This window comes from Synechococcus sp. A10-1-5-9, from assembly GCF_047716785.1.
GTDB lineage: Bacteria > Cyanobacteriota > Cyanobacteriia > PCC-6307 > Cyanobiaceae > Synechococcus_C.
This window is the reverse complement of sequence record NZ_CP180406.1, coordinates 1932452-1955033: the sequence shown is the minus strand read 5'-3', so window position 1 is coordinate 1955033 and position 22582 is coordinate 1932452. Positions and strand designations below refer to the sequence as shown.

Sequence of the window (22582 nt, the reverse complement as noted above, 5' to 3'; positions counted from 1 at the left end):
CAATCCAGTCAAGACCTGTCACACATCCGGGAAGGGCATTGCTATTTGGTTCATATCCGATGGCTGCACTGAGGCTGTTGACGCCCCTTGGATTCCATGACTCCATCCAACACGCTGCAGGTCACGGTTAACGGAGAGCTCTGGTGGGGCGGCTTCACCGCCGAACTCACCGTGAGCAATCCCTCGGATCAAGCGCTGGACAACTGGAGTATCAGTTTCATCAGTCCTCATGACCTCGATCCAGAAGCCTGGGGAGTGGAGATCAGCAGAGAACTCCTTGACGATGGCCAAAGCCGCTACATCCTCAGTGGCTCGTCGTGGGGACAGAGCATTCCTGCCGGTGGCGATGTCCGCATCGGATTCAATGGCAGGCAGGGGTTCGATCTCGGCCGGGAAGGCGCCTTGACCGAGGCGATGCTGATGACGGAATTGGCGAGCAACTCCGTGATGCCGCAGGAGGCTGCTGACACGTCCGTGCCCCACGACCACAGCGGCGTCACTGGTTTGCACACAGACATCACCACCTGGGGAAGCTTCCACGGCTCGAACCACAATTCAGAACACAACGAGCTGGTGGGGGGCCGCACAGCCATCACCACTGAAGCGATGGTGGCTTACAACGGCTTACGGGCCTTTGCCGGCCTTGAAGCAGTGGAGTTGGAAGTCGTTGGTGCGTGGGCTTTTGCCCAGGGTCTGACGAATAACACGCAACCCTGGGGGGATGACCTGCGCGGCGTCGGACTTTGGTACGCGATGCAAGGAGCGAAGGTGGGCTGGATCGCTGATGAGGCCTACAACCCGCAGATCATGGCCGACATCCAACACAGCGCCCGACAAGGCGATGCCGATGCGGTGATGACGATGGTGGAAACGTTCGGCCATGAAGGATTCGCAAGCTACCTGCGCAGCCATGCGCTGGAAGACACCTTCATCAGCACCTTGAAGATGGAACCCCACTACGGCGGCTGGATGCACGGCCGGGCCCATGGATTCCTCAACATTGAGGGCGTGGCCATCAACCATGACATCAATCATCTGACGGTTCTGGATTGGGAGCAGACCAGGCCGTTCATGAATGACACGTTCAACTACCCGCAGTGGCCAGCACTGGAGGTGAGTGATGACACGGTCATTAATTACTTCCAATCAATGGTCACATTGGGAAACCCTCTCGAAGGCAATCTCAATCAGCTGCAAACAACTCTGACATCAGATACAGACGAAGACCAATGGAACGAGTTCAACAGAATTGAACCCAAAACCACAAAGACAGGCCGTTCCCGCTTCATTGGAACAGCGCAACCGGATGCCCTAATCAGCACAGCCCAAAAAGACATCATGACCGGGCGTGGGGGTGCAGACCTCTTTGCCTTCATCAGAACTGGAGGTCCCATCGATGTCGTCACCGATTTCAATCGTCTAGACGAAGACAGGATCGGCATTGACGCTGAATCATTTCCCGGTATTGACACAATTGACCTGGCCACCGCCAACAACAAAACGGAATACCACCAACTCAAGCAGTCAGACGCAAACATCATTTATCAAGCCTACACAGGCAAACTTGTCTACAACGAAAACGGCTCAAGGAAAGGACTCGGCAGCAATAACGCTGCGATTGCCAAATTCAAGGGCAATCCCTTGATCAACAGTGATGACATCGTCCTCATCAAAGCCAGTTCCACGCCAAGCAGCCCACAGGACGAGACCGAAACAGATCCACAAACACCACCAATCACAACCACAGACACCCCCAACACCAACACCTACGCTGAAGCCCTCGAACTCTCGCTTCTCTTCTACGAAGCCAACCGCTCAGGCGATCTTGACGAAGCCACCAGTCGTGTTCCCTGGCGGGGTGACTCAGGCCTTAATGATGGCAACGATGGCATCTATTTTGGCGATGCCACTACCGAGAACCTTCAGCCTGACATCAACCTCGACCTCACCGGGGGCTATCACGATGCCGGGGACCATGTGAAATTCGGATTACCGCTGGCATCAACTCTGAGCACATTGACCTGGGGGGGCCTTGCGTTTGCTGATGGCTATGAAATCACGGGTCAAGCCGACGAGCTTTTGAGCACTGTGAAATGGGGAACGGATTACTTACTGAAGGCACATCAAGTGGATGCCAATGGCAGCACGGACTTCTTCATTGTTCAAGTTGGCGATGGACAGGCTGATCATGCGTTGTGGAGCTCGCCTGAGAGTCAATCCATTGCGCGCCCAGCTTTAGCCATCACGGCCGAGAAACCAGGATCTGATGTTGCAGCCGCAAGTGCTGCCGCATTGGCCTCTGCATCGATTTTGTTCCGCGACCATGGCGAGGTCGACTATGCCAATGAGCTACTGAACAACGCCGAGGTGTTGTTCGATTTTGCAGTTACTTATCAGGGCAAGTATTCAGATTCGATTGCTTCTGTTCAACCCTTCTATAACTCTTGGAGTGGATTCCAAGATGAACTCGCCTACGGAGGTCTCTGGTTAGCTCGGGGACTCGAGGCAGCTGGACAGGATGGATCCACTTACAGGCTGGAAGCCCAGGATCGCTATCACACAATGATCGGAGGCTTGAATCATGCTTGGGCCCCCAACTGGGATGACGCATCGTATGGGACAGCGGTATTACTGAGTCAGGACCTCGAGGATCAACAAGCCATGGATGATGTTTCAGCTTGGCTTGATAGCTGGGTGACAGGTGATCAAGGACCACAAATCACCGACGGTGGCTTGCGATTTGTTGATCAATGGGGATCACTTCGCTATGCAGCCAACACCGCAATGCTGGCGGGAATTGTTGCTGATTCCATCACCAATCCAGGTGCTGCCTACAGCGAACTGGCTGTTGATTCCATTGATTACATTCTTGGTGATAATCCACGAGATTTCAGCTACTTGGTTGGCTTTGGAGACAATTTTCCTCAGCAGCCCCATCACAGGGCCGCATCTGGTGTGGGATGGGATGGGTTTAACGCTCCGAATGCCAATGAATATGTCTTGGCTGGCGCTTTGGTTGGAGGTCCAAGCAGCGCTGATGACTTTGCCTACAACGATCTGCGCTCTGATTACATCTCGAACGAGGTGGCCATTGATTACAACGCTGGCTTAACGGGCGCCTTGGCTTTTGCAGCGCAAACCACCTCAGGTTTTGGCTAATTCCGATTTCTGAGTTTGTTCAACAGCCGCACCATCACGCCTGGCAATGGCGCTTCAAACAGCATTCGTTCGCGGCTGATTGGATGATCGAGGCCCAGCTGAAAGGCGTGCAGGGCCTGGCCCGGCAACTCGATCGGCAGCTTGCGACAACGGCTGTAGGTGGGATCACCCACCACAGGGTGATTCATATGAGCGCAGTGCACGCGGATCTGGTGCGTGCGCCCCGTATCCAGCTTGAAACGCAGCAGCGAATAATCACCAAGCCGCTCCTGCAAGCTCCAGTGGGTGCAAGCAAAACGACCGCTCTCGCTGCTCACCACCGCATATTTCTTGCGATCCACCGGGTGGCGGCCGATGGCCCCCACGATCGTGCCGCTGTCTCCTGACGGCACCCCATGCACCACCGCGAGGTACTCCCGCGAGGCAATGCGCTTTTGGATCTGCACCTGCAGCTTCACCAGTGCCTCCTGGGATTTGGCGATCACGATGCAGCCGGTGGTGTCTTTGTCCAGACGATGCACGATTCCCGGCCTGAGCTTGCCACTGATCCCCGGTAGATCCGGGCAGTGATGCAACAGACCGTTCACCAGGGTTCCATCCTTGTTACCAGGGGCTGGGTGCACGGTGAGGCCAGCGGGCTTGTTGATCACAATCAAGTGCTCATCTTCGAAAAGCACATCCAGATCCATCGCCTCAGGCTTCAGGTAGGGCAGCGGCTCAGGTGGGGGCATCCAGAGCTGCACCTCATCGCCCTGACGCAGGGGGGTCTTCGCTTTACCCGTTCGACCATTCACACGCACCAAACCAGCATCAATGAATTTCTGAATTCGGGCGCGACTCTGTTCGCGACGCTGGCTCACAAGCCAGCGGTCAAGCCTCATGGGCAAAGGCTTGGGGTAAGTCAGGCTGAGCAGCTCTCCCTGGCCTTCACCAAAAGCCTGGTCAAACGAGAGTTCAGGAAGAGGGGGATGGTCTGGCAATGGTCAGCCCAGAACACTGGGAAAGCATGGCCAGCAGAACCAGCCCTAAAGCCAGGTATAAAACACCGTGCCATCCCCAGATGGGCCAAAGTCTCACCACAAGAAGACCGCTGAGAGCCGCAGCCCCGAACGCAGAGATGAAGAGCAAGGCACCGAGCCTTGATCGTGCTGCCAGATCAAGCGACAACACCCGCGACTGATTCGCGACGTAACTTCCCTGCACTCCAAAGTCGATACAACACATTGAGACAAGAATCGCCACAACGGATGTATCCCAAACAATCAGACCGATCACTCCCAGCAAGGTCATCCCACTACACCCTGTGATCACCTGACGGGCGCCGAATCGATCCACCATGCGGCCAACCCAGGGTGCGGATGTGATGCTGGCCAGGCCAACAAGACCGAAAGCACCAATCTGGGCTGGGCCGAACGACCAGGGGGGATTCGCCAAACGCAATGAAAGCCCTGTCCAGACAACAATAAAAGCAGCGAATTGAAAGCCTTGGCTGGCACAGGCTTGCCTGAGAACATCAAAACGCCGAAACAATGAGAACTGACGACTGATCAAGAGTCCATAGGGCTCATTCACATTCTCGGTGTCAGGCGGAATCAAACGAGGCCACAAGAGAGCGACCCCACCCATCAGAACTGCAGAGATCAAATAAATGCTCCGCCAGCCAAACCAATACGCCATCAGTCCACTAAAGAAACGGGACAAGAGGATGCCTGCAAACTGACCACTGAGCAATCTGCCGATCACAAACCCTCGCTCATGAGGGCCAACCAGACCGGAAACAAAAGCGGGGAGAATATAGGAGCTTAACGAACAAAAACCCAAACCATAAAAAGCAACAAGAAGTAGCGAGAAGTCTCCTGACAAGACAATTGAAAAAGCCGACAGCGATGCCCCACAAGCAATCAAGCGAAGCATTTTACGGCGATCAAGAAGATCTCCAGCCGGCAACAGGAACACAAGAGAAGTCAACAAACCCGCCTGCAGCATCACCGGCACGACCCCAACACGACCAGACGGCAAGTCAAATGCTGAAGAAATGACGGGTAACAGGGACTGGGAATAGAACATGTTGCCGATGCTCACTCCCATCACCGCCCCTAGAATCGTCAAGGGAAATTTCTGGATCGCACGCATGTCTACAGTCCCCAATACACAGCCTGGTCATAGCACGAATAAAAGCAATGACTGGCGTCAATGGGGAACAGAAGCGACCTCACTGAGCCAGGCAATCAATACACAGTGGAAGCACGATCAAACAGCTGAGAAGCAATCAATCATTCAAGCAACACGCCTCGTCTTACTCGACACATGTGCGGTCATCATCAATGGATTGTCCAGCAATCTCATTCAGGCATACAGCGAGAACAATGCCAATCTCGAGCCAGGTCATCTGCACTTTCCTGGGATCCGACAAACACTGAGTATCCACGGCCTGATCAGCGTGCTGTCAGCAGCAGCTCCATGGAATGAATTGGTTGAAGGCAATGCCAAGGCCCATGGCCGCCCCGCACTTCACGTGGTTCCAATCAGTATCGGGCTGGGCCTGAGTCTGAATTGCACGCTCAATCAGATCTTGCAGGCCATTCTTCAGGGCTATGAAATCGGCACCCGATTCGGTGAAGCGTATTCCGTACCCCCCGGGGAACACGTGGATGGCACATGGGGAACCATCGCAGCGACCGTGGCTGCATGCACACTTCTTAAGACAACACCTGAGCAAACCAGAGGCGCGATCAATGGCGCTCTCTGTCAGATGAGTCGAAGCCTGTTTGCACCTGTGGAGGCGGGAAGCGGTTCACGCTTGCTCTACTCCGGCTTGTCTGCCCTAACAGGGCTCCAGCTGGCCTTAGCCTCCAGAGCCGGATTGCACGGACCAGCCCGACCAGGGCGAACGTCAAGCGACCATCAACAACGCTGGCCATCGGCACCAGACCTCGCGATCAGAGCGGAATTCGCGATTGAAGACAGCTATGTAAAGCTCTATCCAGGGGCACGCCACCTGCACTACGGCATGGAAGCTGCTCTGAATTGGCGCCAAAGCCACGGATATCACTCAGAACAGACCCTGAGACAACAAGACATCCCCAGCACAATCACAATTGAAACTTACCCTGAAGCAATCAACTATTGCGACCAAAGCGAACCGAGCAATCGCATACAGGCTCAGTTCAGCCTGCAATACGCAACCTGCATTTGCCTACTGACAGGTGATACGAGTACAAACATCTTTAATCAGAGCTGGCTGCATCATCCAGACGTGGCCATCCTCATGAGTCGAACCAAACTCCTGGCCAACGATCATCAACCAGGACGCTGGGCTGTGCTGAATCTGACTGACCAACAAGGGAGGAGAAGTCGCGCTGAATGCAGATATCTAAAAGGGGACCCTGGCTATCCTCTCAGCATTGATGACCGGATCACGAAAGCCAAGCGCCTACTGGAAGATCATCTTGAAACACGATGTGCCGAACGATTAGTCAACCATTGGCTGGAGGGAGACCTCAGCCATGGCCTACTACCCGAAGCATGAATACAGAAAAAAGCTAGAAGGGATTGAACAGTGAATCAATTTCAGACCAGTCACTCGTAGATGCAAAACGCTCGAGTTTCTCGTACAGCTTGCAAAACAAGACCGAACCACGAAGTCCACGATCACCACAATGAGATAGAAGCCAGCGAGCCGCTGCCAAATTGGAAGACAGCAACGGAGCAGGATAACGATCAATCAAGTCCTCGATCACCCCAACCGTACGCATCCCTGTTCCTGAAAGAAGAACAGGAGCGCCGTCCTGGAAGGTCAAAGATTGAAGATAATCGTCCAAAGCCTCGGAGTCAATCGCGTAAGCATCCTGTACCTGGAGTGCATCGAGAATGGAATTGGCAGCAACAACTTCAATGCCAGCTTGCTCCCAATAGCACTTCGCCTCATTGATGAGCCATTGCGGATAAGGAAGTTCAAGGTGAAGACGCTTGAATTGCAAATGATGGAGCAATTCAAGGATGGCCAGACTGGTGGTCACAAATGGAACGTTCAGCCTCGCCGAGAGTTCGTCACAAAAACGCCTATCTTCTCCCGGTCCTGAAGCATAATTTGAACCGGTAAGACCAACAAGAATGGCAGACAGCGGTAGCTTGCCAAAGCGAAGCGAAGTATCCAGATACTCCTGAAGATAACGCCTGTTGCGTTCCGCTAGGTCACAATCAGGGAAGACAGGAAGCCTGGACACATAAAGATAAGGCTGATCATCCAAGAGCTGTTTGAGCTCGATTTCCAGCGTTGGATTGGAAGGAGGCACCAAAAGCCCAACAGAGTGCATTGATTCAAGAGTCATCGGCGCAAAGACTTTGAATACGAAAGTAGGTCAAGCAGTGAAGCACGCATCAGCGCCCCAAACGACTCACTAGAAGACTTCAGGAAACGAGGGGTTCGTCCCGCCAGCAACTGCTGGGTGCGCGCCATCAAGGCATCTTGCGTCAAACGCGACCAGGTCAGATTCCAATGCTGCAATGCTTGCCAATAAGGATGGTTCAAAAAACAGGATGCCAATGCATAGGCTTCTATTAATCCGAAATTCATATTCAAACCTCCTCGGGTGTTAGTGACATGGGCCACATCACCCAAGAGAAACACCCTTTGAACTTGTCGGGTTTTCACACAACGCTGCGCAACGCGATAGGAGTCACGCATGGCCGGAATCGATTCCCACCACTGAGCCGGCACGCAATCCCTGAAGACACCGGCCAAACGTTGCCGTGCCCATGCAGTACCCGCTAGTGCCTGCCGCAGTTCAGATAAGCGAGGCCGCAGTACAAAACGCCAACCGTCGGTCATCTTGAGGCAGCTCACCGAACCACCTTCTGATTGGACATAAGACACCCCAGCCAATTGCCCCTGCAGAGAGTCAGGAATCATTGGCACGGAAAGACGCACAACTGGGGTTGGCAAGTCATACCCCTCAAAACGAAGACCCAGCTGATCACGCAACACACTGCGCGCTCCATCACAGAGAATCAGATAATCCCCTTGAAATGTCTGGCTCAAGCCACTTGATCCAAAGCGATTGACCCGTACAGACACGCCTTGGTTGCAACGATCAAACTGCAAGGCGACAGCATCGGCCTTGTCCACCAGACAACAACACCTGGAAGCTTGGAGTTCGGCAATCAACTCCGCGCGCAACGCAGACTGATGCAAATGCAATCGGTAAGGGAATCGGGTCTGAGCCGAGAGCGCGTCATAGCTTGATCGTTGTTGAGTCGATCGTTCGAGATTCCAAGACATGACGTCTGAGACAACCTCTCCCTGGGCCAAAAGCTCAGGCCAACAGGCAAATTCAGACAGAAGCTCAAGGGTGGCTGGCTGAAGCGTTGAGGCTCTCGAAAATGTCTGATTGAAATCATGACGCTCAATCAAGACACACTCGTGCCCCTCCCGAGACAGCTTGGCGCAGAACATAAGCCCAACCGGACCAGAGCCAACCACCAGGATTCGCATCAATCAGAAACATGATGCAGGAAATTATCAGCTGCATAACCAATCACATAACGAGCCCCACAACGGGCGAACGCAGCATGGATCTCAGAAAAATAGGCTTGGGGATCCAACAAACCAGTCTTAGCTGCCGCCATCGCCATCGCATACTCACCACTCACGTGATAGACAGCCACCGGACGCCTTGAGCGACGGCAAGCGTCCTGCAGGACATCGAGATAAGGCAACGCTGGTTTCACAATGGCGATCTCCGCTCCTTGCCTGAAGTCTTCATCCATTTGGTGAAGTGCCATCTCTGCATCAGAGAAATCAAACTGATAACTTTTGCGCGCGAACCCCAGCGAGGAGCCGACCGTCGACCGATAAGGTCCATACAACGAAGAGGAAAACTTCGTGCTGTAAGGCATCAATCCACACACTAGATCTCTACGTCTCAAAGCAGCGCCCAAACGGGATGTCTGATCAGGCAATGAAAGACAAGGAGCCACATAATGAGCGCCTGCGTCAGCGAATCGCAAAGCCAGACGAATCGCAGCCTGATAGGAGGCCTCCAGATCGACCAGACCCTCCTTCAAGACAACACTGTGACCAGAATCGAGATAAGGGGATAACCCAACATCAGCAATCAACATGACTTGATCAGGCGCCCATCGTGCACTGGCCTGCTCAAGAAAACGAGCGACGCAAAAATTCGGATCATCAAGCTGATCCAAACCAGAATGATCGTTCACAGCCACAACCAGCCAACGGCTTAAACCTTGCTCGAGCCGCATCTCAACGTGGACCAAGGCAGATTCAACTGAATGAATCAGGTTGTTTTTCAATGCGGATGGCTTGGCCTTCTCCCCAGGACCAATAAATAGACATTCAATGTATTCCATAGGTAATGACAGCAAGACCTCTCTTATCGACGGAACACATCAAGCATCAACCGATCAAAGCCACGGAAGCGATCACCAACAAACCGTTGACTCTCAGACTGAATCACGGACAGCGATGAAAAATGATCACAAAAAGCATGAAGCGCAGCCTCACCTTTCATCCTCGCAATTTGAAGCCCGAGGCATTGGTGCAACCCAGGAGCAAAACTAAGATGTGGATTGGGATGACGATCAATTAAAAATTGGTCAGGATCAGAGAAGGCCTTGGGATCACGGTTAGCAGCACCTACGAGAACGGACAAAGAATCTCCTGCCTTAACCAGCTTCCCACCAATTTCGATATCCTCCAAGGCAACGCTGGCGTTGGTGGCTTGCGCGGGAGCATCCCAACGCAACACCTCTTCCAATGCAGGCACAACAAGCTCTCGATTATCTTGAATTCGAGCAAAAGAATCAGGATTTAACGCCATCACCCAGGCCAATGTGCCGACAAGCAATCGAAGCGTGTAAATACTTGCCGAGTAAAAGTTACTACTGATAATCAACAATAATTGCTCGTCCGAGAGATGCACTCCTTCCTGGGGGTCAGCGATCAAACGACTCAGCAAATCAGACGAAGGTTTTTTCCGCTTTTCATGGATCAGCGGCAAAAAGTATTCTTCATAAAATGCCATCGAGTCATCTCCTCTCTCCATTGTTGATTCTGTTTGCGTAAGCCCTCTAGCACGCACAAATGATCCCACCTTCCGCCCCACCTGTTCTTGCTGATCAGCAGGGACTCCAAGCAACTCGCTAACCACCATCACAGGAAGCAGATCAGCGACCTCATGCACAACATCAAATTGTTTTTGACGCGACAAACTCTCCAAGCGAGAGTCCAGAAATGCCTTCGTAAATCCCTTCAACGAAGGAAAATCAATCCTTCGATAAGCATTGATAACATGGTGGCGCATCCTCGCGTGATCAGTCCCGTCCATATAAGGGAGATCGTTCTTTTGCCGATCAAAAATATGGCCAGCTCCGAAACGAGAAATTAGTTTATCGAGATGCTCCTGGCGACTAAAGCGATGGTCTTTCAACTGCTCAACAGCCTCTTGATAAGCAACAATCACCCACAAATTCGGCCCTTCACACCAATGGATGGCAGATTCTTCCCTTAAAGCTGCATACACCCGATATGGATCATCCAGTCCTGGCAGACAAGGATCTTGCTTGAACCACTGAATCGCTTGACGCAGGTCCACTAAGGCACTTCCTCTTCCTGCACTCAAGCAATGAAGAACAGAGCCTGCAAAATCAGACAAAAAATGACACAAACAACTCTTTCAATAGGCCTTGAAAAGGCATTAAAAGCAAATTAAGCCAAGGGAAGCTCAAGCGCGATGCTGCCTAACGCAGACTTACGGAAGTCATCCAGCAACCGCTGCGCCATCCGTGCGGTGTCCCCGGAGGTATGGCGCTCCGCCACCGCCTCCAGCCAGAAAGCAGGGTCCTGGGTGGCCCCTGCGAAAGGAACGCCGTAGCGACTCTCCAGAAGCTCCAAACTGGCACCCGAAGCCTCCTGAGGCTGCAATCCCTTCAGGAGATTGAGAAAGGCCTGAGCCACCAGTTCACCGTCGTAGGCGGCCTGGCCGATGTCGTCGCACAACGCCAGATGGAGTGCTGCCTGCTGGTCATCCAGCCGCGGCGGCAGCACCCCGGGCGCATCAAGCAGATCAAGATCCTGACCCAGACGCACCCAACGCAACGTGCGCGTGACACCGGCACGCCGGGCACTGGCCACCACCTTCTGTTTGACAAGCCTGTTGATCAAGGCCGATTTGCCCACGTTGGGGAACCCCAGGGTGAGCGCCCGCACGGGACGGGGCCGCATGCCGCGGTTACGCCTCCGCTCATTGAGCTGATCGCCGGCACGGATCGCCGCTTGCTGCACCTGCTTCACACCGGTGCCAGCCTTGGCATCGCACCAAACGGTGCGTTGCCCACGGGCTTTGAACCAGGCCTCCCATGCAACCCGTGCCTCAGACGTGACCATGTCACGACGGTTGATCACCAGCAGATGCTGCTTGCCGTTGATCCAACGGTTGAGGTGAGGGTGCCCCGTCGCCAGGGGAATGCGCGCATCGCGCACTTCAATCACCAGGTCCACCTTGTCGAGATTGCGCTTGAGCTGCTGCTCCGCCTTAGCGATGTGACCCGGATACCACTGGATCGGCGGTGAACTCACGGCACCACCAACACAGGGCACGGGGCCAGCTGAATCACCAGCGACGCCGTGCTGCCACTTTCGGCTTGCAAATTCACACCCCGGGTACCCATCACGATCACATCCACATTCAACTCGTCGGCCACGTCGCAGATCACAAAGGCCGGCTTGCCTTCACGCTCCACCACCTCGCAAGCCACCCCAGCCTGTTCAAAACGATTTCTGGCCTCAGCCAACAAGGTGGCCACCGCCTGATGGTCGTGCATCTCCGGACGCTCGGGCTGCACCACCGACAGCACCACCAGTCGGCTGTTGTGGCTTCGCGCCAGCTCAAGGGCCTTACCGGCAGTCTCCACAGCCTCACGGCTCTGATCGATCGGGAACAGAACGGTTTCAAACATCGCGACGGCCTCCTGCAGACAGCGCTTTATCAGTCATAGCGCCGAGAGCCTGAAACTCGGGTTAACCTCACCCCGTTTTCCTACCGCACGACACAACCCCATGGCGAAGCGTTCCCTGGCAAGCCTTTCCGGCACCGACCTCAGCGGAAAGCGTGTGCTTGTGCGGGTTGATTTCAATGTGCCGCTGGACGATGCCGGTGCGATTACCGATGACACCCGCATCCGCGCTGCGCTCCCCACGATCAACGACCTGATTGGCAAAGGCGCCAAGGTGATCCTGTCGGCTCACTTCGGCCGTCCCAAAGGTCAAGTGAACGACGCCATGCGCCTCACCCCCGTGGCAGCCCGCCTCAGCGAGCTGCTGGGCAAGCCAGTAGCCAAGACTGACAGCTGCATCGGCCCTGACGCTGAAGCCAAGGTTGGCGCCATGGCGAATGGCGATGTGGTGCTGCTGGAGAACGTGCGCTTCTTCGCTGAGGAAGAAAAGAACGAGGCTGGCTTCGCCGAGAAGCTCGCCGGCCTGGCGGAGGTGTACGTCAACGATGCCTTCGGCGCCGCGCACCGCGCCCACGCCTCCACTGAGGGCGTCACCAAGTACCTCAAGCCCGCCGTGGCCGGCTTCCTGATGGAGAAGGAGCTTCAGTACCTGCAGGGTGCCGTGGATGAGCCCAAGCGTCCCCTGGCCGCCATCGTGGGTGGCTCCAAGGTGAGCTCCAAGATCGGCGTGCTCGAAGCCCTGATCGACAAGTGCGACAAGGTGCTGATCGGCGGCGGCATGATCTTTACCTTCTACAAGGCCCGTGGCCTCTCGGTGGGCAAGAGCCTGGTGGAAGAAGACAAGCTTGAACTGGCCAAGGAGCTGGAAGCCAAGGCCAAGGCCAAGGGCGTTGAGCTGCTGCTGCCCACCGACGTGGTGCTGGCCGACAACTTCGCCCCTGATGCCAACAGCCAGGTGGCTGATGTCACCGCCATTCCCGATGGCTGGATGGGTCTGGACATCGGTCCCGATGCCGTGAAGGTGTTCCAGGCCGCACTGGCGGATTGTCAGACCGTGATCTGGAACGGCCCCATGGGTGTGTTCGAATTTGAAAAATTTGCCAACGGCACCAATGCCATCGCCACCACCCTGGCTGAGCTGAGCGGCAAGGGCTGCTGCACGATCATCGGCGGCGGTGACTCCGTAGCTGCTGTGGAGAAGGCCGGTCTGGCCGAGAAGATGTCTCACATCTCCACCGGTGGCGGCGCCAGCCTCGAACTGCTGGAAGGCAAGGTTCTGCCTGGTGTGGCCGCCCTCAACGACGCCGCCTAATCCCGAGCTAGCAGACGGTTTCACCCCCTCCCAAACAAACCCAGGTCAGCCGCTCCCTCGGGGGCGGCTTTTTATTGAGCGGCATCACGGGGATCAAGCCTTAAGCAACAGGCCGAGCGACATCAACCCGGCGGCAGCGATCCAGCTGCCCGCCACACGCACCGCAATGCAAAAACTGGTGCTGCGGGTTGCCGCCACCTGAGCGCTGATCAACACCGACAGCAGCGCCACGGCACTGACCACCCCCAACACATCCAGGGGCAACCCGCTCGACGAGGAGGGCATCGTGAACCCATTGATCAGACCGAAGAGCAATCCTGAGCCAGCCACAGTGAAGGCCAGCACCTGAACAGACAGGCGCAATGACAACGCCACCAGCACACCCACCGAGGTGAACAACACGGTGGAGAGCAACGCCAGCGTGAGATCCAGGCCCCAACGCTGACCCACGGCAAGCCCAATCCACCAACTCAACGGCAGAAGCGTCAGCAGCAGGCGACCTCCCTGGGGGCCCTGTTGACCCGCGAGCAACGCCAGCCCAAGCACGAGCAGCAGATCCGACGGCGTCAGAAACAGGTGAGCGATGCCGTCATAAAAGCCGCCGAATCCGGTCTGCATTAAGTGAGCGAAGAGCAGCGGCATCACGCCCCTCCCACTTGAGCCAAAGACCAAACACCCACCACTGCGATCACGGCACCGACGACCTGAAGCAGGCGATCCCCCCAGGCCAGACGACGGGCTTCACCCAGGCCGATCCCCACCAGATGCAGCAAACCCGTGGCCCCGACAAACGCCAGGCTGAACAGCAGCGCATCGGCACCCTCCGGAAGCTCCACGCCGTGGGCGTAACCGTGAAACAACGCAAACAGGCCCACGAGCACGCCAGCTACCGCGAGCGGCAGGCGTTGCTGCAGCATCACCAACACCCCCAGCACCAGGGCCGACAGGGCAATGCCGGTCTCCACTCCTGGCAACGGCAGATCGAGCAGTCCCATGACGCCACCGAAGGCCATCACCATCGGAAAGGCGACGGGCAGCAGCCAGATCGCCGGCGCTCCCAACACCGCGCCCCAGAGTCCGACGGCCACCATCGCCACCACGTGATCGATGCCGGTCACAGGATGGAGCAGGCCAGCCATCACGCTGCCAGCTCCGCCTTCCGGCACGTGGGCCAAGGCAGCAGACGGGAGCAGTGACAGCAGCAGAGCCAGCAGCAACCAACGCCAACGCATCTCAAACACCTCCTTTGATCAGGGACACCGTGGTCTCGATCGTCCAGTAAGCACCGGCACAACCGATAGTCCAGGCGGGCACGCGCCGGACCCAAACAGGCCAGCGGATCTGCAGCTGTCGGAACGCACGCTCAAGCGCGAGAACCAACACCACAAAAACGTCTTGACCGATCTCGATGCCCACATTGAACAGCAACAGGGCAAGCAGCAGTTCGTGGTGCGGCAAGCCCAGCTCCGCCAGGCCTCGGGCATACCCGAAGCCGTGCAACAACCCGAAACCACAGGCCAGCACCCAAGGATGGCGGAGCGTGAAACTGGTCTGTCCACGCATGAAGCGCACCACTTCCGTACCGATGAACAAAATCGACAAGGCAATGGCCGCATTCAAGGGAGCGGCAGGCACCTGAACGATGCCGACGGCAGACACCGAGAGGGTGATGCTGTTGGCGAGCGTGAACGCCGTGACCGTTTTCAGCAGCATCCAGCCGTCACGAACAATCAGCACAAGACCAAGCAGCAGCAGCAGGTGGTCCACACCCAGCAGGATGTGTTCGATGCCAAGGCGCAGATATGACCAGACCCCTGGCTGCTGATCGGCCTCGGAGGCGGTGGGAATGACCGCTTCGGGCTGCTCCGGCTGGATCAGCAGGGTCTGCAGGGCTTCCGTCCGCCACGGGCGCACCCGCAGCAGCACCTCCGTGCCAGCGGATGCCAATCCATCGACGCTGATCACGCGACCTTCCAAAGGCTCACGGCAGCTGAGCTTGGCCTGATACACAAGGGCCGTTGCCTCCTGGCGGCTGAAGGGTGCACCTTGCAGCGCACAGTCGTCTGGGAAGCGTGGTGCGATCGGCAGCCGTTGCCCCTGCAGCAGCGGCAACTTCCAGAGCACCTGATACGCGCTGGCACCGGTGGCCTGAAGTTCGAGGAACCCAGGGAAGAGGTCATGAGCTGAAACCAACCGCGGCATCAAGAGGGCCGCGACCATCAGCAATGGCAAGAGCACACGACGCACCACGGTCAGAACTGGGGCAAACGCACGCTGTATCGAGCCAGCAGATTGCGGTAAAAGCTCTCTTGATGGTTTTGCCGCTGCACGTCTTGCCAGTCACGCAAGACGCCCTCGCGCACCTGATCCAGAGGCGGAAGCTCACCGGGGGTGATGGACGACACACGGACCAGATGCAGGCCATAGGCTGAGCTGATCGGACCGACCCAGCGGCCCTGAGGCTGTTGCTGCAGAGCGTCGGTGAAGGTAGTGCCGAACTGCGCCAGTAATTCGCTGCGGCGCTCGCCTTGCCAACTCGCTGAGGCCATCGCCAGGGGATCCCCCAAGGAGGACGGATCAGCTGCCGCATCAGCCTGATTGAGCTCAACCACCAACGCCTCGGCATCACGATTCAGCCGCTCACCCCGCCTGGAGGGATCGAGGAACACCTGCTGAAAGCTGAAGCGAGGCTCGCTGCTGAAACGTTCCGGGTGGGCCTCGAGATGCGCCTGCAGTTGCTGATCGCTGGGGGTTGTCAGTGGCTGCTCGCCATGGCTGACAAATTCCATTTTCTGGCGCAAACGGCGACGCACGATCGTGTCGTTGCGATCCAACCCCAGGGCCATTGCCTCACGCACGAACACTTCCGTGCGCACGTGTTCATCGAACAAGCGCTCCAACTCCTGCTGCGAGGGGGGGCGTTGCCAGGTGCGGGCGAACGTCTGCACCATCGCCACCGCCTGGTCGTTGCTGACGACGATCTCCCTGTCCCCCTTGGGAGCCATGGCATCCAAGACTCCCTGCAGGCCAAACAGGCCAGCACCGATGATCAGAAAAGGAACGATCGGTTCCTGAACCAGCGTGCGCAATCGATCAGACCAACCCATCAGGAGGGGTTGTACCAAATCGGGCTGGTGTAAGCCCGCTCCTGACTGGTGTAGGGAGCCGTTGCAGGCATCTCGTCGTACAGGTTGTAGTTCTTGCGGTCATAGGCGAGCCAGGTCGGCGTGGGGATCTCCAGGACACGGACGTAATAGAAGGCCTTTTGCGTGGGGTCAAAAGCTGGATCCTTCCAATACCCGGTCAAGGTGGGAGCGCCAATGGTGTTGGTGTAGGTGGCCTCACGCTCGTTCACGCTCGAGCCAACGGATGGCACCTTGCCATCGGCACGAGGCTTGCGCTGATCCGGATCACTCCAGGAAACATCGAACACCTGTTCTTGGGTTTCACCATCGGCATCCAGCCAACCCTTGACCACCTGAATCCGATCGAGATTGGCGCCATCCGGATCTTTCCGGGCCTGCACCAGCAAGGAGGGAATCTGCCCCTCGCTGGCCGCCATCAGATCGCCACCCATCGGCACACCCTTGGCACAGACCCGCTTGGCCCAGTCCGCCGCCTTGAGCTCATCACCGGTGTAGTCGTAACCGCCGTACACACGTACGGTGAGCCGGGTGCCGCTGGTGCCGAACACCTCCTTACGGTTCATGGCATCCCAGAGCGCCGTGCGGGTGTTGCCCGAAGCCCACACCCCCGCCAAACCGGATGCACCGAGCTGAAGCGCCGTGAGGTCAAGGGACGGATCTTTCGACGACTTGATCAGCACATCCTTCCAGCGTTCAGGGCTGGGCTCAAGCGCCGGGGACTTGCCCCACCAGTTGTCTTCCGCTGTGGAGGGAAGGCTGGAGTGGGAGTCAGTGGAGCCGATCAAACCAAATTTGAACGGGTTCACACCGAGTTGCTGCTCCAGCTGAAGGCCCCGACGCAGAGCGGCACGGGTGTACTCGTAGGGGAGCATGTCCGGCGTCGTGGGCTTGATCCCGCCGAGATTGGAGTTATCAACAATGTTGAACCCGGCGAATTCATCTTCCGGCGAAAGCATCGGATGGGTTTCACCGGTGCCCTTGGCCTGCGTCACCTCCACCAGAGGCTCAAAGCGATGGCGCATGCGGGCGTAGTCGGCATCAATCGGTTCGCCAGTTTTTTGGTGCCGCGGCAGAAACATCGTGCCGCTTGAGAGGTTGCCGTTGTGAGGGATGGCCAACACCCGCCCACCAGTTTTCTCCTCGTAGAAGTTCATGAAGCGCCAGAGATCCTCCACGTTCTCGGAATCGAAATTGGAGAACGGCAGGATCTGATCCGCCAGTGCTTTGTTGTCGCGGAAGACAACCACCCGGTGGAGATTGCCGCCGCCGGGCTGACTCGTCCACTCGTAGCCGATCAGCGCTGTGAACTTGCCGGGATCGTTAAACCGCTCCGCCACCTCGGTGTTGTATTTCCAGACGTTTTGCATGAAGGACTCGTTGGAGATCTTCGCTTCCGATCCCTTGGCCATCTTTTGCACCAGCAGATAGAAAGCCTCGCGGCCCTGGCCAGCTTTGAGCATCTCGTTGAGCTGCTGGCCGAGAGACGACTTGAGCAGTTCAGGGTCGGAGTCCGCCAAGCCCTGAGCAAGGCCGAGGTTTTCGGCATGGTCTGCCACCACAAGAAAGTCGAGCGGTCGCTTTAAAGCCGCCTTCTGACCGGAATTGCTGGTGACCGTCTCACCCTTGGCAAAGCGATAGGCCCCCTCCAGCCCAAGCTTTGTCCCCGCCAGACCGGCGTCAGGCGACAACGCCGTATGCAGGTGGGTGTCACCGAAGTAAGCGCGGTTGCCACTGGCACACTGTGAGTCCTCGATTAACGCCGATGCCGCGGCCTTGGACTCCAGGGGAGTGCCAGGTCCACTGGCGCAAGAGGAAAGCCCGGAGGCCAGAGCCATCACCCCCGTCAGTGCCAGAGCACGAATACGCATTCAGTTGTCTTTGATCTAACCCTCAAGCCTGATCAGGAGCACAAGTCACGGCAACAAGACAACGGCCAATGGCGCCCAAACTCTGCACTCCTGGGATCACCCCCGACATTCCGACGCCGCCTGATGCGTTCCCACCCCGGCGGGTGTTGGCCGGTTCGCCAGGATCTGACTGCAATGGGCGTGAACCATGACCGGATCTGATCTCAAAGCTCCCAGTCGACTCGCCTTTGTGGGCCTGGGCGCCCTTGGCCTACCGATGGCCGCCAACCTGCACCGTGCCGGCTATCACCTGCAAGTGCACACCCGCAGCCGTTTCAGCGAAAATGATTCAAGCCTGCATCAAGGGGACCCAGCCACAGCGACCCTCTGCTGCGCGTCCCCCGCTGATGCTGTTCAGGGCTGCCAGGCGCTCATGCTCTGCGTCAGTGATGACGCCGCCGTGGAGGCTGTGCTCTGGGGCGAAAACGGTGCCGGGCCTGCACTCGTGGAAGGGAGCCTGGTGATCGACTGCTCCACCATCAGCCCTTCCACATCCCAGCGCATGGCACAACGCCTGGCGCACCAAGGCGTGAGCTATCTCGACACCCCCGTCACCGGAGGAACGGAAGGAGCCAAAGCTGGCACACTCACCGTGCTCTGTGGCGGCAGCGACGCCGATCTGGATCGCGCCATGCCAGTACTGGCGACGATCGGTGGCTCGATTCACCACTTCGGCGCTGTTGGCAGCGGCCAACAAGTGAAAGCAGTGAACCAGGTGCTGGTGGCCGGTAGCTATGCCGCCGTGGCAGAAGCCATCGCCCTCGGGCAGCACCTGCAGCTGCCGATGCAGCAAGTGGTGGATGCTCTCCGGAACGGCGCCGCCGGATCCTGGGCGCTCGAGCACCGATCCAACGCCATGCTCAGCGATCACTATCCCCTCGGCTTCAAGCTGGCGCTTCATCACAAGGATCTGGGCATCGCTCTTCACGCCGCAGCCGAGGCAGGTCTGGACCTACCGATCACCCAGGCTGTGCAGGCTCAGGAACAGACCCTGATGGACGCAGGCCTAGGTGACGCTGATGTCTCAGCTCTGCGCAGACATCTGCCCAGGGTGTGATGTCAGGGCTTGAGCTTTCTGCGGTCGTCGACCACTTGCACCCGCTTGCTCACCGTGACAAGGCCATCGGGATGCACCAGCAGAGCAGCCCAGACTTGGGATCCCGGTTGAAAAGGAGCCTGCACAGACTTAAACAAACCGCCGCCACCCAACGGTTCCAACTGGATGTCGGGGCTTTGCTGCTCCAGCGCTTGCTGCGGCGTCATGGAGATCAGTCCTCCGGCCAGCAACGACTTGCCGAGGGGTTGATCCACCACCACATCCACGTCGTAACGGCTGCCGGTGAGCACGGTGTCTGGAATCAGCAGTGAGATCGGCAGTGGCTTGCTGGCACTGGTGAGCACAGATTGATCGCTGAGGATCTCCTGATCGGCGATCAGTCCATTCTCCAAAGCGAGAGCAACCGTTTGTTGGGCCTGAAAGGAATAACTCAGTCCGTCCTGCTGGCGGGTGCCGCTCACGGCAAATTCCACGGTCTGGCGGCCATCGTCTAAAGGCTGGCCTGCCCTGACCGCCCAACGGGTTTCAGGGAACCTGGCACTGAAGCGGCGGAAGCGATCAGCGAGGACTGTTGCCTGCTCTGGAACCATCAACGCCTCCAGTTGCTTGCTGCTGTCGTCGGCATTGAGTGCCAGCTGCAGACGGCTGCTGAGATCGGCTCCCGTCTGAGCCCGCAGCGGCAGCGCAGTGAACAGCGCCGTCCCGCACATCCATGACGCCATTGCGACACGCAGGAACGGGACCATGAAGTTGCCTCTGGAATCCATTTAAGTTAGGCCCCGTTTTTACGATCCGCCCTTCATGCCCCGGCTTCTGATCGCCGCCAGCGGCACCGGCGGACACCTTTTTCCGGCTTTATCGGTTGCGGATGCACTTCCGGACGGCTGGACCGTGCGCTGGCTCGGGGTACCGGATCGGCTCGAAACCACCCTTGTTCCCGAGCGCTACCCGCTCACCACGGTGAAGGCTGGCGGCTTGCAGGGGCGGGGATTGATGAAAGTGATTCAGCTGCTCCGCCTGCTGGCGGCCAGTCGCGACGTTCGCAAGCTGATTCGACGCAACGGCATCGACGTGGTGTTCACAACGGGGGGCTACATCGCCGCCCCTGCCATCCTCGGCGCCCGCTGGAGCGGCGTTCCGGTGGTGCTGCATGAATCCAATGCCATCCCCGGCCGGGTGACCCGGCTGCTGGGACGCGCCTGCACCCAGGTGGCCATCGGTCTGCCGGCCGCCGCCAGGCGCATCCCCGGCTGCGAAGCAATCGTGACGGGAACGCCTGTGCGCAGCAGCTTTCTCCAGACCCAGACACTGCCTGACTGGGTGCCCCAGGGACCGGGTCCGCTGCTGGTGGTGATGGGCGGCAGCCAAGGCGCGCTAGGGCTGAACCGAATGGTGCGCCCCCTGCTGCCCGTGCTGCTGAGCGAAGGCTGCCGGGTGGTGCATCTCACCGGCAGCAACGATCCCGATGTGAACAGCATCGAACATCCCAGGCTCGCCGAACGACCCTTCAGTGATGACATTCCAGCGCTGCTGCAGCATGCCGATCTGGCCATCAGCCGCGCCGGGGCAGGCAGTTTGAGTGAGCTCGCCGTCAGCGGCACACCGAGCGTGCTGGTGCCGTTTCCCCAGGCCGCGGATCGCCATCAGGATGCCAACGCCGCCTGCGCCGCAGCGCTAGGGGCTGCGGTGATCGTGCATCAACACACGCCCACCGACACAGCTCTGCGCCAGACCCTCTGGCGGTTACTCGGACCGAGACTGCGAGGTTGTGATTCAGCCGCTGATCCGCTGGTGTCGATGGCCAAAGCGATGCGCACCCTGGCGGAGGCGGATGCTGATCAGCAGCTGGCCTCGTTGCTGCAGGGGCTGGTGAGGTGACTCACGCCAAGGGCTGATGCCGAAGGGCGCCGCGCAGCGCCTGCAGGATCCGGCGATTGCCGCGGCGATCCTGAAGACCAATCCGCAGCCAGCGCTCCCCCAGGCCCTCGAAGGAACGGCAGTCGCGCAGCAGCACGCCACGCTGGGCCACCTGTTCGCGCAACGCCAGCAACGACGCTTGGCCCTGCGCAAGCAGATAGTTGGCGCTGGAGGGGCGTGGGTTGAGGCCAGAGAGCTGGCGCAGCTGGTGCTGCAACCATGCACCCTCGTTGAGCACCCAATGCTGCACGCGCTGCTGCCAACGGGCTAAGCCTTGTTGGTCGGCCATCACAGCGGTGCCAGCGGCGAGCGCCAAACCATTCACCGGCCAGGGATCGCGCCACTGGCTCCACTGCTGCAACCGCTCAGGCGCAGCGATGGCATAACCCAGTCGCAACCCCGCCACCGCGAACAGCTTGGTGAGGCTGCGGATCACCACCAGGTTGGGGTATTCGGCTACGAGCGGTATCAACGTCTGCCGTTCACCCTCCGGTACCAGGGGCAGGAAAGCTTCATCGCAGATCACCAGGCGATGACGACCCAAGAGCGGCTCCAGGGACGCGCGGCTCCAGAGCTGCCCTGTGGGGTTGTGGGGATTGGTGATCCAAAGCACCTGAGCCTGGGCGTACTGATCCATCAGCACCGGCCAAGGCTCGGCCCCCTGGCTGGACCAGCTCAGGTCCATAGGAAGGCCCTGAACCTCACCACCCCAACAGGCCAGAGCTCGGCGATAGTCAGCAAATCCTGGTTCCAGCAAGCCACTGAGACCACACGCCGCCGCATCACGGGCCGCCCAGGTGAACAGCTCGGCAGCGCCATTGCCAGGCAGCACCGCGTCAGCATCAATCCCATGCCAGGCCGCAATGACCCCTCGCAGCTCGTTCTGGCTGCGGTCTGGATAATCACGCAAGGCACCACCACGGATGCCTCGTTCCAGAGCCCTAAGCAGAAGAGATGGAGGCCGAAACGGAACCAGGGAGGCGCTGGCATCCAGCAATTGCCCGGGCTTCAGGCCCATCCGAGCGGCTTCCTGACTGAGATTGCCGCCATGGGTCGGTGGTCTGGAGCCCAAAGCGACTGCCGAATACACAGATCCATCCTGCCCAGC

General features: G+C 58.0%; 21 protein-coding genes. 5 read left to right on the top strand and 16 right to left on the bottom strand.

Annotated elements, in window-relative coordinates; genetic code table 11:
* The first annotated feature begins 96 nt into the window (after window positions 1–96).
* Entirely contained in the window at window positions 97–3159 is a 3063-nt protein-coding gene (locus ACLM45_RS10500; protein ID WP_415409199.1) for a glycoside hydrolase family 9 protein, read from the top strand.
* Here ACLM45_RS10500 and ACLM45_RS10495 read toward each other — a convergent pair.
* The gene (locus tag ACLM45_RS10495; protein ID WP_415409198.1) at window positions 3156–4139 is read right to left on the bottom strand and encodes an RluA family pseudouridine synthase; all 984 of its coding nucleotides are present in this window, start codon (window positions 4137–4139) and stop codon (window positions 3156–3158) included. The two genes, ACLM45_RS10500 and ACLM45_RS10495, sit on opposite strands and share 4 nt — an antisense overlap.
* Complete coding sequence (locus ACLM45_RS10490) at window positions 4114–5247, bottom strand: MFS transporter (protein ID WP_415409197.1); 1134 nt, start codon at window positions 5245–5247, stop codon at window positions 4114–4116. The genes ACLM45_RS10495 and ACLM45_RS10490 overlap by 26 nt, the downstream gene beginning before the upstream one ends.
* Here ACLM45_RS10490 and ACLM45_RS10485 point away from each other — a divergent pair.
* A complete protein-coding gene (locus tag ACLM45_RS10485; RefSeq protein WP_415409195.1) occupies window positions 5225–6688 on the top strand; it encodes an MmgE/PrpD family protein in 1464 nt (487 codons plus the stop codon). The genes ACLM45_RS10490 and ACLM45_RS10485 overlap by 23 nt on opposite strands.
* A 13-nt stretch (window positions 6689–6701) precedes the next feature.
* Here the strand turns inward: ACLM45_RS10485 and ACLM45_RS10480 are convergent, their stop codons facing one another.
* Genes ACLM45_RS10480 through ACLM45_RS10455 form a run of 6 tightly spaced genes read right to left on the bottom strand, consistent with a single transcriptional unit; the run spans window position 6702 to window position 12138 of the window.
* Window positions 6702–7490: a hypothetical protein gene (locus ACLM45_RS10480; RefSeq protein ID WP_415409194.1), complete on the bottom strand. Its 789-nt coding sequence runs from the start codon at window positions 7488–7490 to the stop codon at window positions 6702–6704.
* On the bottom strand, window positions 7487–8653 hold the full coding sequence (locus ACLM45_RS10475; protein ID WP_415409193.1) for an FAD-dependent oxidoreductase: 1167 nt from the start codon (window positions 8651–8653) through the stop codon (window positions 7487–7489). The genes ACLM45_RS10480 and ACLM45_RS10475 overlap by 4 nt, the downstream gene beginning before the upstream one ends.
* Complete coding sequence (locus ACLM45_RS10470; RefSeq protein ID WP_415409191.1) at window positions 8653–9546, bottom strand: hypothetical protein; 894 nt, start codon at window positions 9544–9546, stop codon at window positions 8653–8655. Before ACLM45_RS10470 ends, ACLM45_RS10475 begins: the two co-directional genes overlap by 1 nt.
* 8 nt (window positions 9547–9554) lie before the next feature.
* Window positions 9555–10835 (bottom strand): cytochrome P450, encoded by a 1281-nt coding sequence (locus ACLM45_RS10465; RefSeq protein WP_415409190.1) that lies wholly within the window; start codon window positions 10833–10835, stop codon window positions 9555–9557.
* A 53-nt stretch (window positions 10836–10888) separates the two neighbouring features.
* Complete coding sequence (ylqF, locus tag ACLM45_RS10460; RefSeq protein ID WP_415411417.1) at window positions 10889–11758, bottom strand: ribosome biogenesis GTPase YlqF; 870 nt, start codon at window positions 11756–11758, stop codon at window positions 10889–10891.
* Window positions 11755–12138 (bottom strand): universal stress protein, encoded by a 384-nt coding sequence (locus ACLM45_RS10455; protein ID WP_415409188.1) that lies wholly within the window; start codon window positions 12136–12138, stop codon window positions 11755–11757. Before ACLM45_RS10455 ends, ylqF begins: the two co-directional genes overlap by 4 nt.
* A gap of 100 nt (window positions 12139–12238) precedes the next feature.
* Between ACLM45_RS10455 and ACLM45_RS10450 the strand changes: the two genes are divergently transcribed.
* Window positions 12239–13447, top strand: coding sequence for a phosphoglycerate kinase (locus tag ACLM45_RS10450; RefSeq protein ID WP_006042911.1), 1209 nt, complete (start codon window positions 12239–12241; stop codon window positions 13445–13447).
* Between the two features lie 93 nt (window positions 13448–13540).
* Here the strand turns inward: ACLM45_RS10450 and ACLM45_RS10445 are convergent, their stop codons facing one another.
* The 6 genes from ACLM45_RS10445 to ACLM45_RS10420 are packed head-to-tail and all read right to left on the bottom strand — an operon-like array spanning window position 13541 to window position 18636.
* Window positions 13541–14089: a HupE/UreJ family protein gene (locus ACLM45_RS10445; protein WP_415409187.1), complete on the bottom strand. Its 549-nt coding sequence runs from the start codon at window positions 14087–14089 to the stop codon at window positions 13541–13543.
* Window positions 14089–14679 (bottom strand): HupE/UreJ family protein, encoded by a 591-nt coding sequence (locus ACLM45_RS10440; RefSeq protein WP_415411416.1) that lies wholly within the window; start codon window positions 14677–14679, stop codon window positions 14089–14091. The genes ACLM45_RS10445 and ACLM45_RS10440 overlap by 1 nt, the downstream gene beginning before the upstream one ends.
* Window position 14680: 1 nt before the next feature.
* Window positions 14681–15694, bottom strand: coding sequence for a HupE/UreJ family protein (locus ACLM45_RS10435; RefSeq protein WP_415409186.1), 1014 nt, complete (start codon window positions 15692–15694; stop codon window positions 14681–14683).
* A 5-nt stretch (window positions 15695–15699) separates the two neighbouring features.
* Entirely contained in the window at window positions 15700–16554 is an 855-nt protein-coding gene (locus ACLM45_RS10430) for a peptidyl-prolyl cis-trans isomerase (RefSeq protein ID WP_415409185.1), read from the bottom strand.
* Complete coding sequence (locus ACLM45_RS10425) at window positions 16554–18428, bottom strand: DUF3604 domain-containing protein (protein ID WP_415409184.1); 1875 nt, start codon at window positions 18426–18428, stop codon at window positions 16554–16556. Before ACLM45_RS10425 ends, ACLM45_RS10430 begins: the two co-directional genes overlap by 1 nt.
* A gap of 55 nt (window positions 18429–18483) precedes the next feature.
* Entirely contained in the window at window positions 18484–18636 is a 153-nt protein-coding gene (locus ACLM45_RS10420; protein WP_415409182.1) for a hypothetical protein, read from the bottom strand.
* A 12-nt stretch (window positions 18637–18648) separates the two neighbouring features.
* On the opposite strand from ACLM45_RS10420, the gene ACLM45_RS10415 reads away from it, so the two are divergent.
* Entirely contained in the window at window positions 18649–19557 is a 909-nt protein-coding gene (locus ACLM45_RS10415; RefSeq protein ID WP_415409181.1) for an NAD(P)-dependent oxidoreductase, read from the top strand.
* 2 nt (window positions 19558–19559) lie between these two features.
* On the opposite strand, the gene ACLM45_RS10410 is transcribed toward ACLM45_RS10415, so the two are convergent.
* Window positions 19560–20303 carry a hypothetical protein gene (locus tag ACLM45_RS10410; RefSeq protein WP_415409179.1) on the bottom strand — a complete coding sequence of 248 codons (744 nt, stop codon included), beginning with the start codon at window positions 20301–20303 and terminating at the stop codon, window positions 19560–19562.
* A gap of 55 nt (window positions 20304–20358) precedes the next feature.
* On the opposite strand from ACLM45_RS10410, the gene ACLM45_RS10405 reads away from it, so the two are divergent.
* The gene (locus ACLM45_RS10405; RefSeq protein ID WP_415409178.1) at window positions 20359–21435 is read left to right on the top strand and encodes a UDP-N-acetylglucosamine--N-acetylmuramyl-(pentapeptide) pyrophosphoryl-undecaprenol N-acetylglucosamine transferase; all 1077 of its coding nucleotides are present in this window, start codon (window positions 20359–20361) and stop codon (window positions 21433–21435) included.
* 1 nt (window position 21436) lies between these two features.
* Here the strand turns inward: ACLM45_RS10405 and ACLM45_RS10400 are convergent, their stop codons facing one another.
* On the bottom strand, window positions 21437–22546 hold the full coding sequence (locus ACLM45_RS10400) for a pyridoxal phosphate-dependent aminotransferase (RefSeq protein WP_415411415.1): 1110 nt from the start codon (window positions 22544–22546) through the stop codon (window positions 21437–21439).
* Between the last annotated feature and the right edge of the window lie 36 nt (window positions 22547–22582).

Bases quoted from the DNA above. Each gene is read 5' to 3' on its own strand.
- ACLM45_RS10490 (WP_415409197.1), bottom strand. From the start codon at position 5,247: ATGGGAGTGAGCATCGGCAACATGTTCTATTCCCAGTCCCTGTTACCC.
- ACLM45_RS10415 (WP_415409181.1), top strand. From the start codon at position 18,649: ATGACCGGATCTGATCTCAAAGCTCCCAGTCGACTCGCCTTTGTGGGC.
- ACLM45_RS10445 (WP_415409187.1), bottom strand. From the start codon at position 14,089: ATGCCGCTGCTCTTCGCTCACTTAATGCAGACCGGATTCGGCGGCTTT.
- ACLM45_RS10440 (WP_415411416.1), bottom strand. From the start codon at position 14,679: ATGCGTTGGCGTTGGTTGCTGCTGGCTCTGCTGCTGTCACTGCTCCCG.
- ACLM45_RS10500 (WP_415409199.1), top strand. From the start codon at position 97: ATGACTCCATCCAACACGCTGCAGGTCACGGTTAACGGAGAGCTCTGG.
- ACLM45_RS10455 (WP_415409188.1), bottom strand. From the start codon at position 12,138: ATGTTTGAAACCGTTCTGTTCCCGATCGATCAGAGCCGTGAGGCTGTG.
- ACLM45_RS10430 (WP_415409185.1), bottom strand. From the start codon at position 16,554: ATGGGTTGGTCTGATCGATTGCGCACGCTGGTTCAGGAACCGATCGTT.
- ACLM45_RS10405 (WP_415409178.1), top strand. From the start codon at position 20,359: ATGCCCCGGCTTCTGATCGCCGCCAGCGGCACCGGCGGACACCTTTTT.
- ACLM45_RS10485 (WP_415409195.1), top strand. From the start codon at position 5,225: ATGTTGCCGATGCTCACTCCCATCACCGCCCCTAGAATCGTCAAGGGA.
- ACLM45_RS10425 (WP_415409184.1), bottom strand. From the start codon at position 18,428: ATGGCTCTGGCCTCCGGGCTTTCCTCTTGCGCCAGTGGACCTGGCACT.
- ACLM45_RS10450 (WP_006042911.1), top strand. From the start codon at position 12,239: ATGGCGAAGCGTTCCCTGGCAAGCCTTTCCGGCACCGACCTCAGCGGA.
- ACLM45_RS10480 (WP_415409194.1), bottom strand. From the start codon at position 7,490: ATGACTCTTGAATCAATGCACTCTGTTGGGCTTTTGGTGCCTCCTTCC.
- ACLM45_RS10475 (WP_415409193.1), bottom strand. From the start codon at position 8,653: ATGCGAATCCTGGTGGTTGGCTCTGGTCCGGTTGGGCTTATGTTCTGC.
- ACLM45_RS10410 (WP_415409179.1), bottom strand. From the start codon at position 20,303: ATGGTCCCGTTCCTGCGTGTCGCAATGGCGTCATGGATGTGCGGGACG.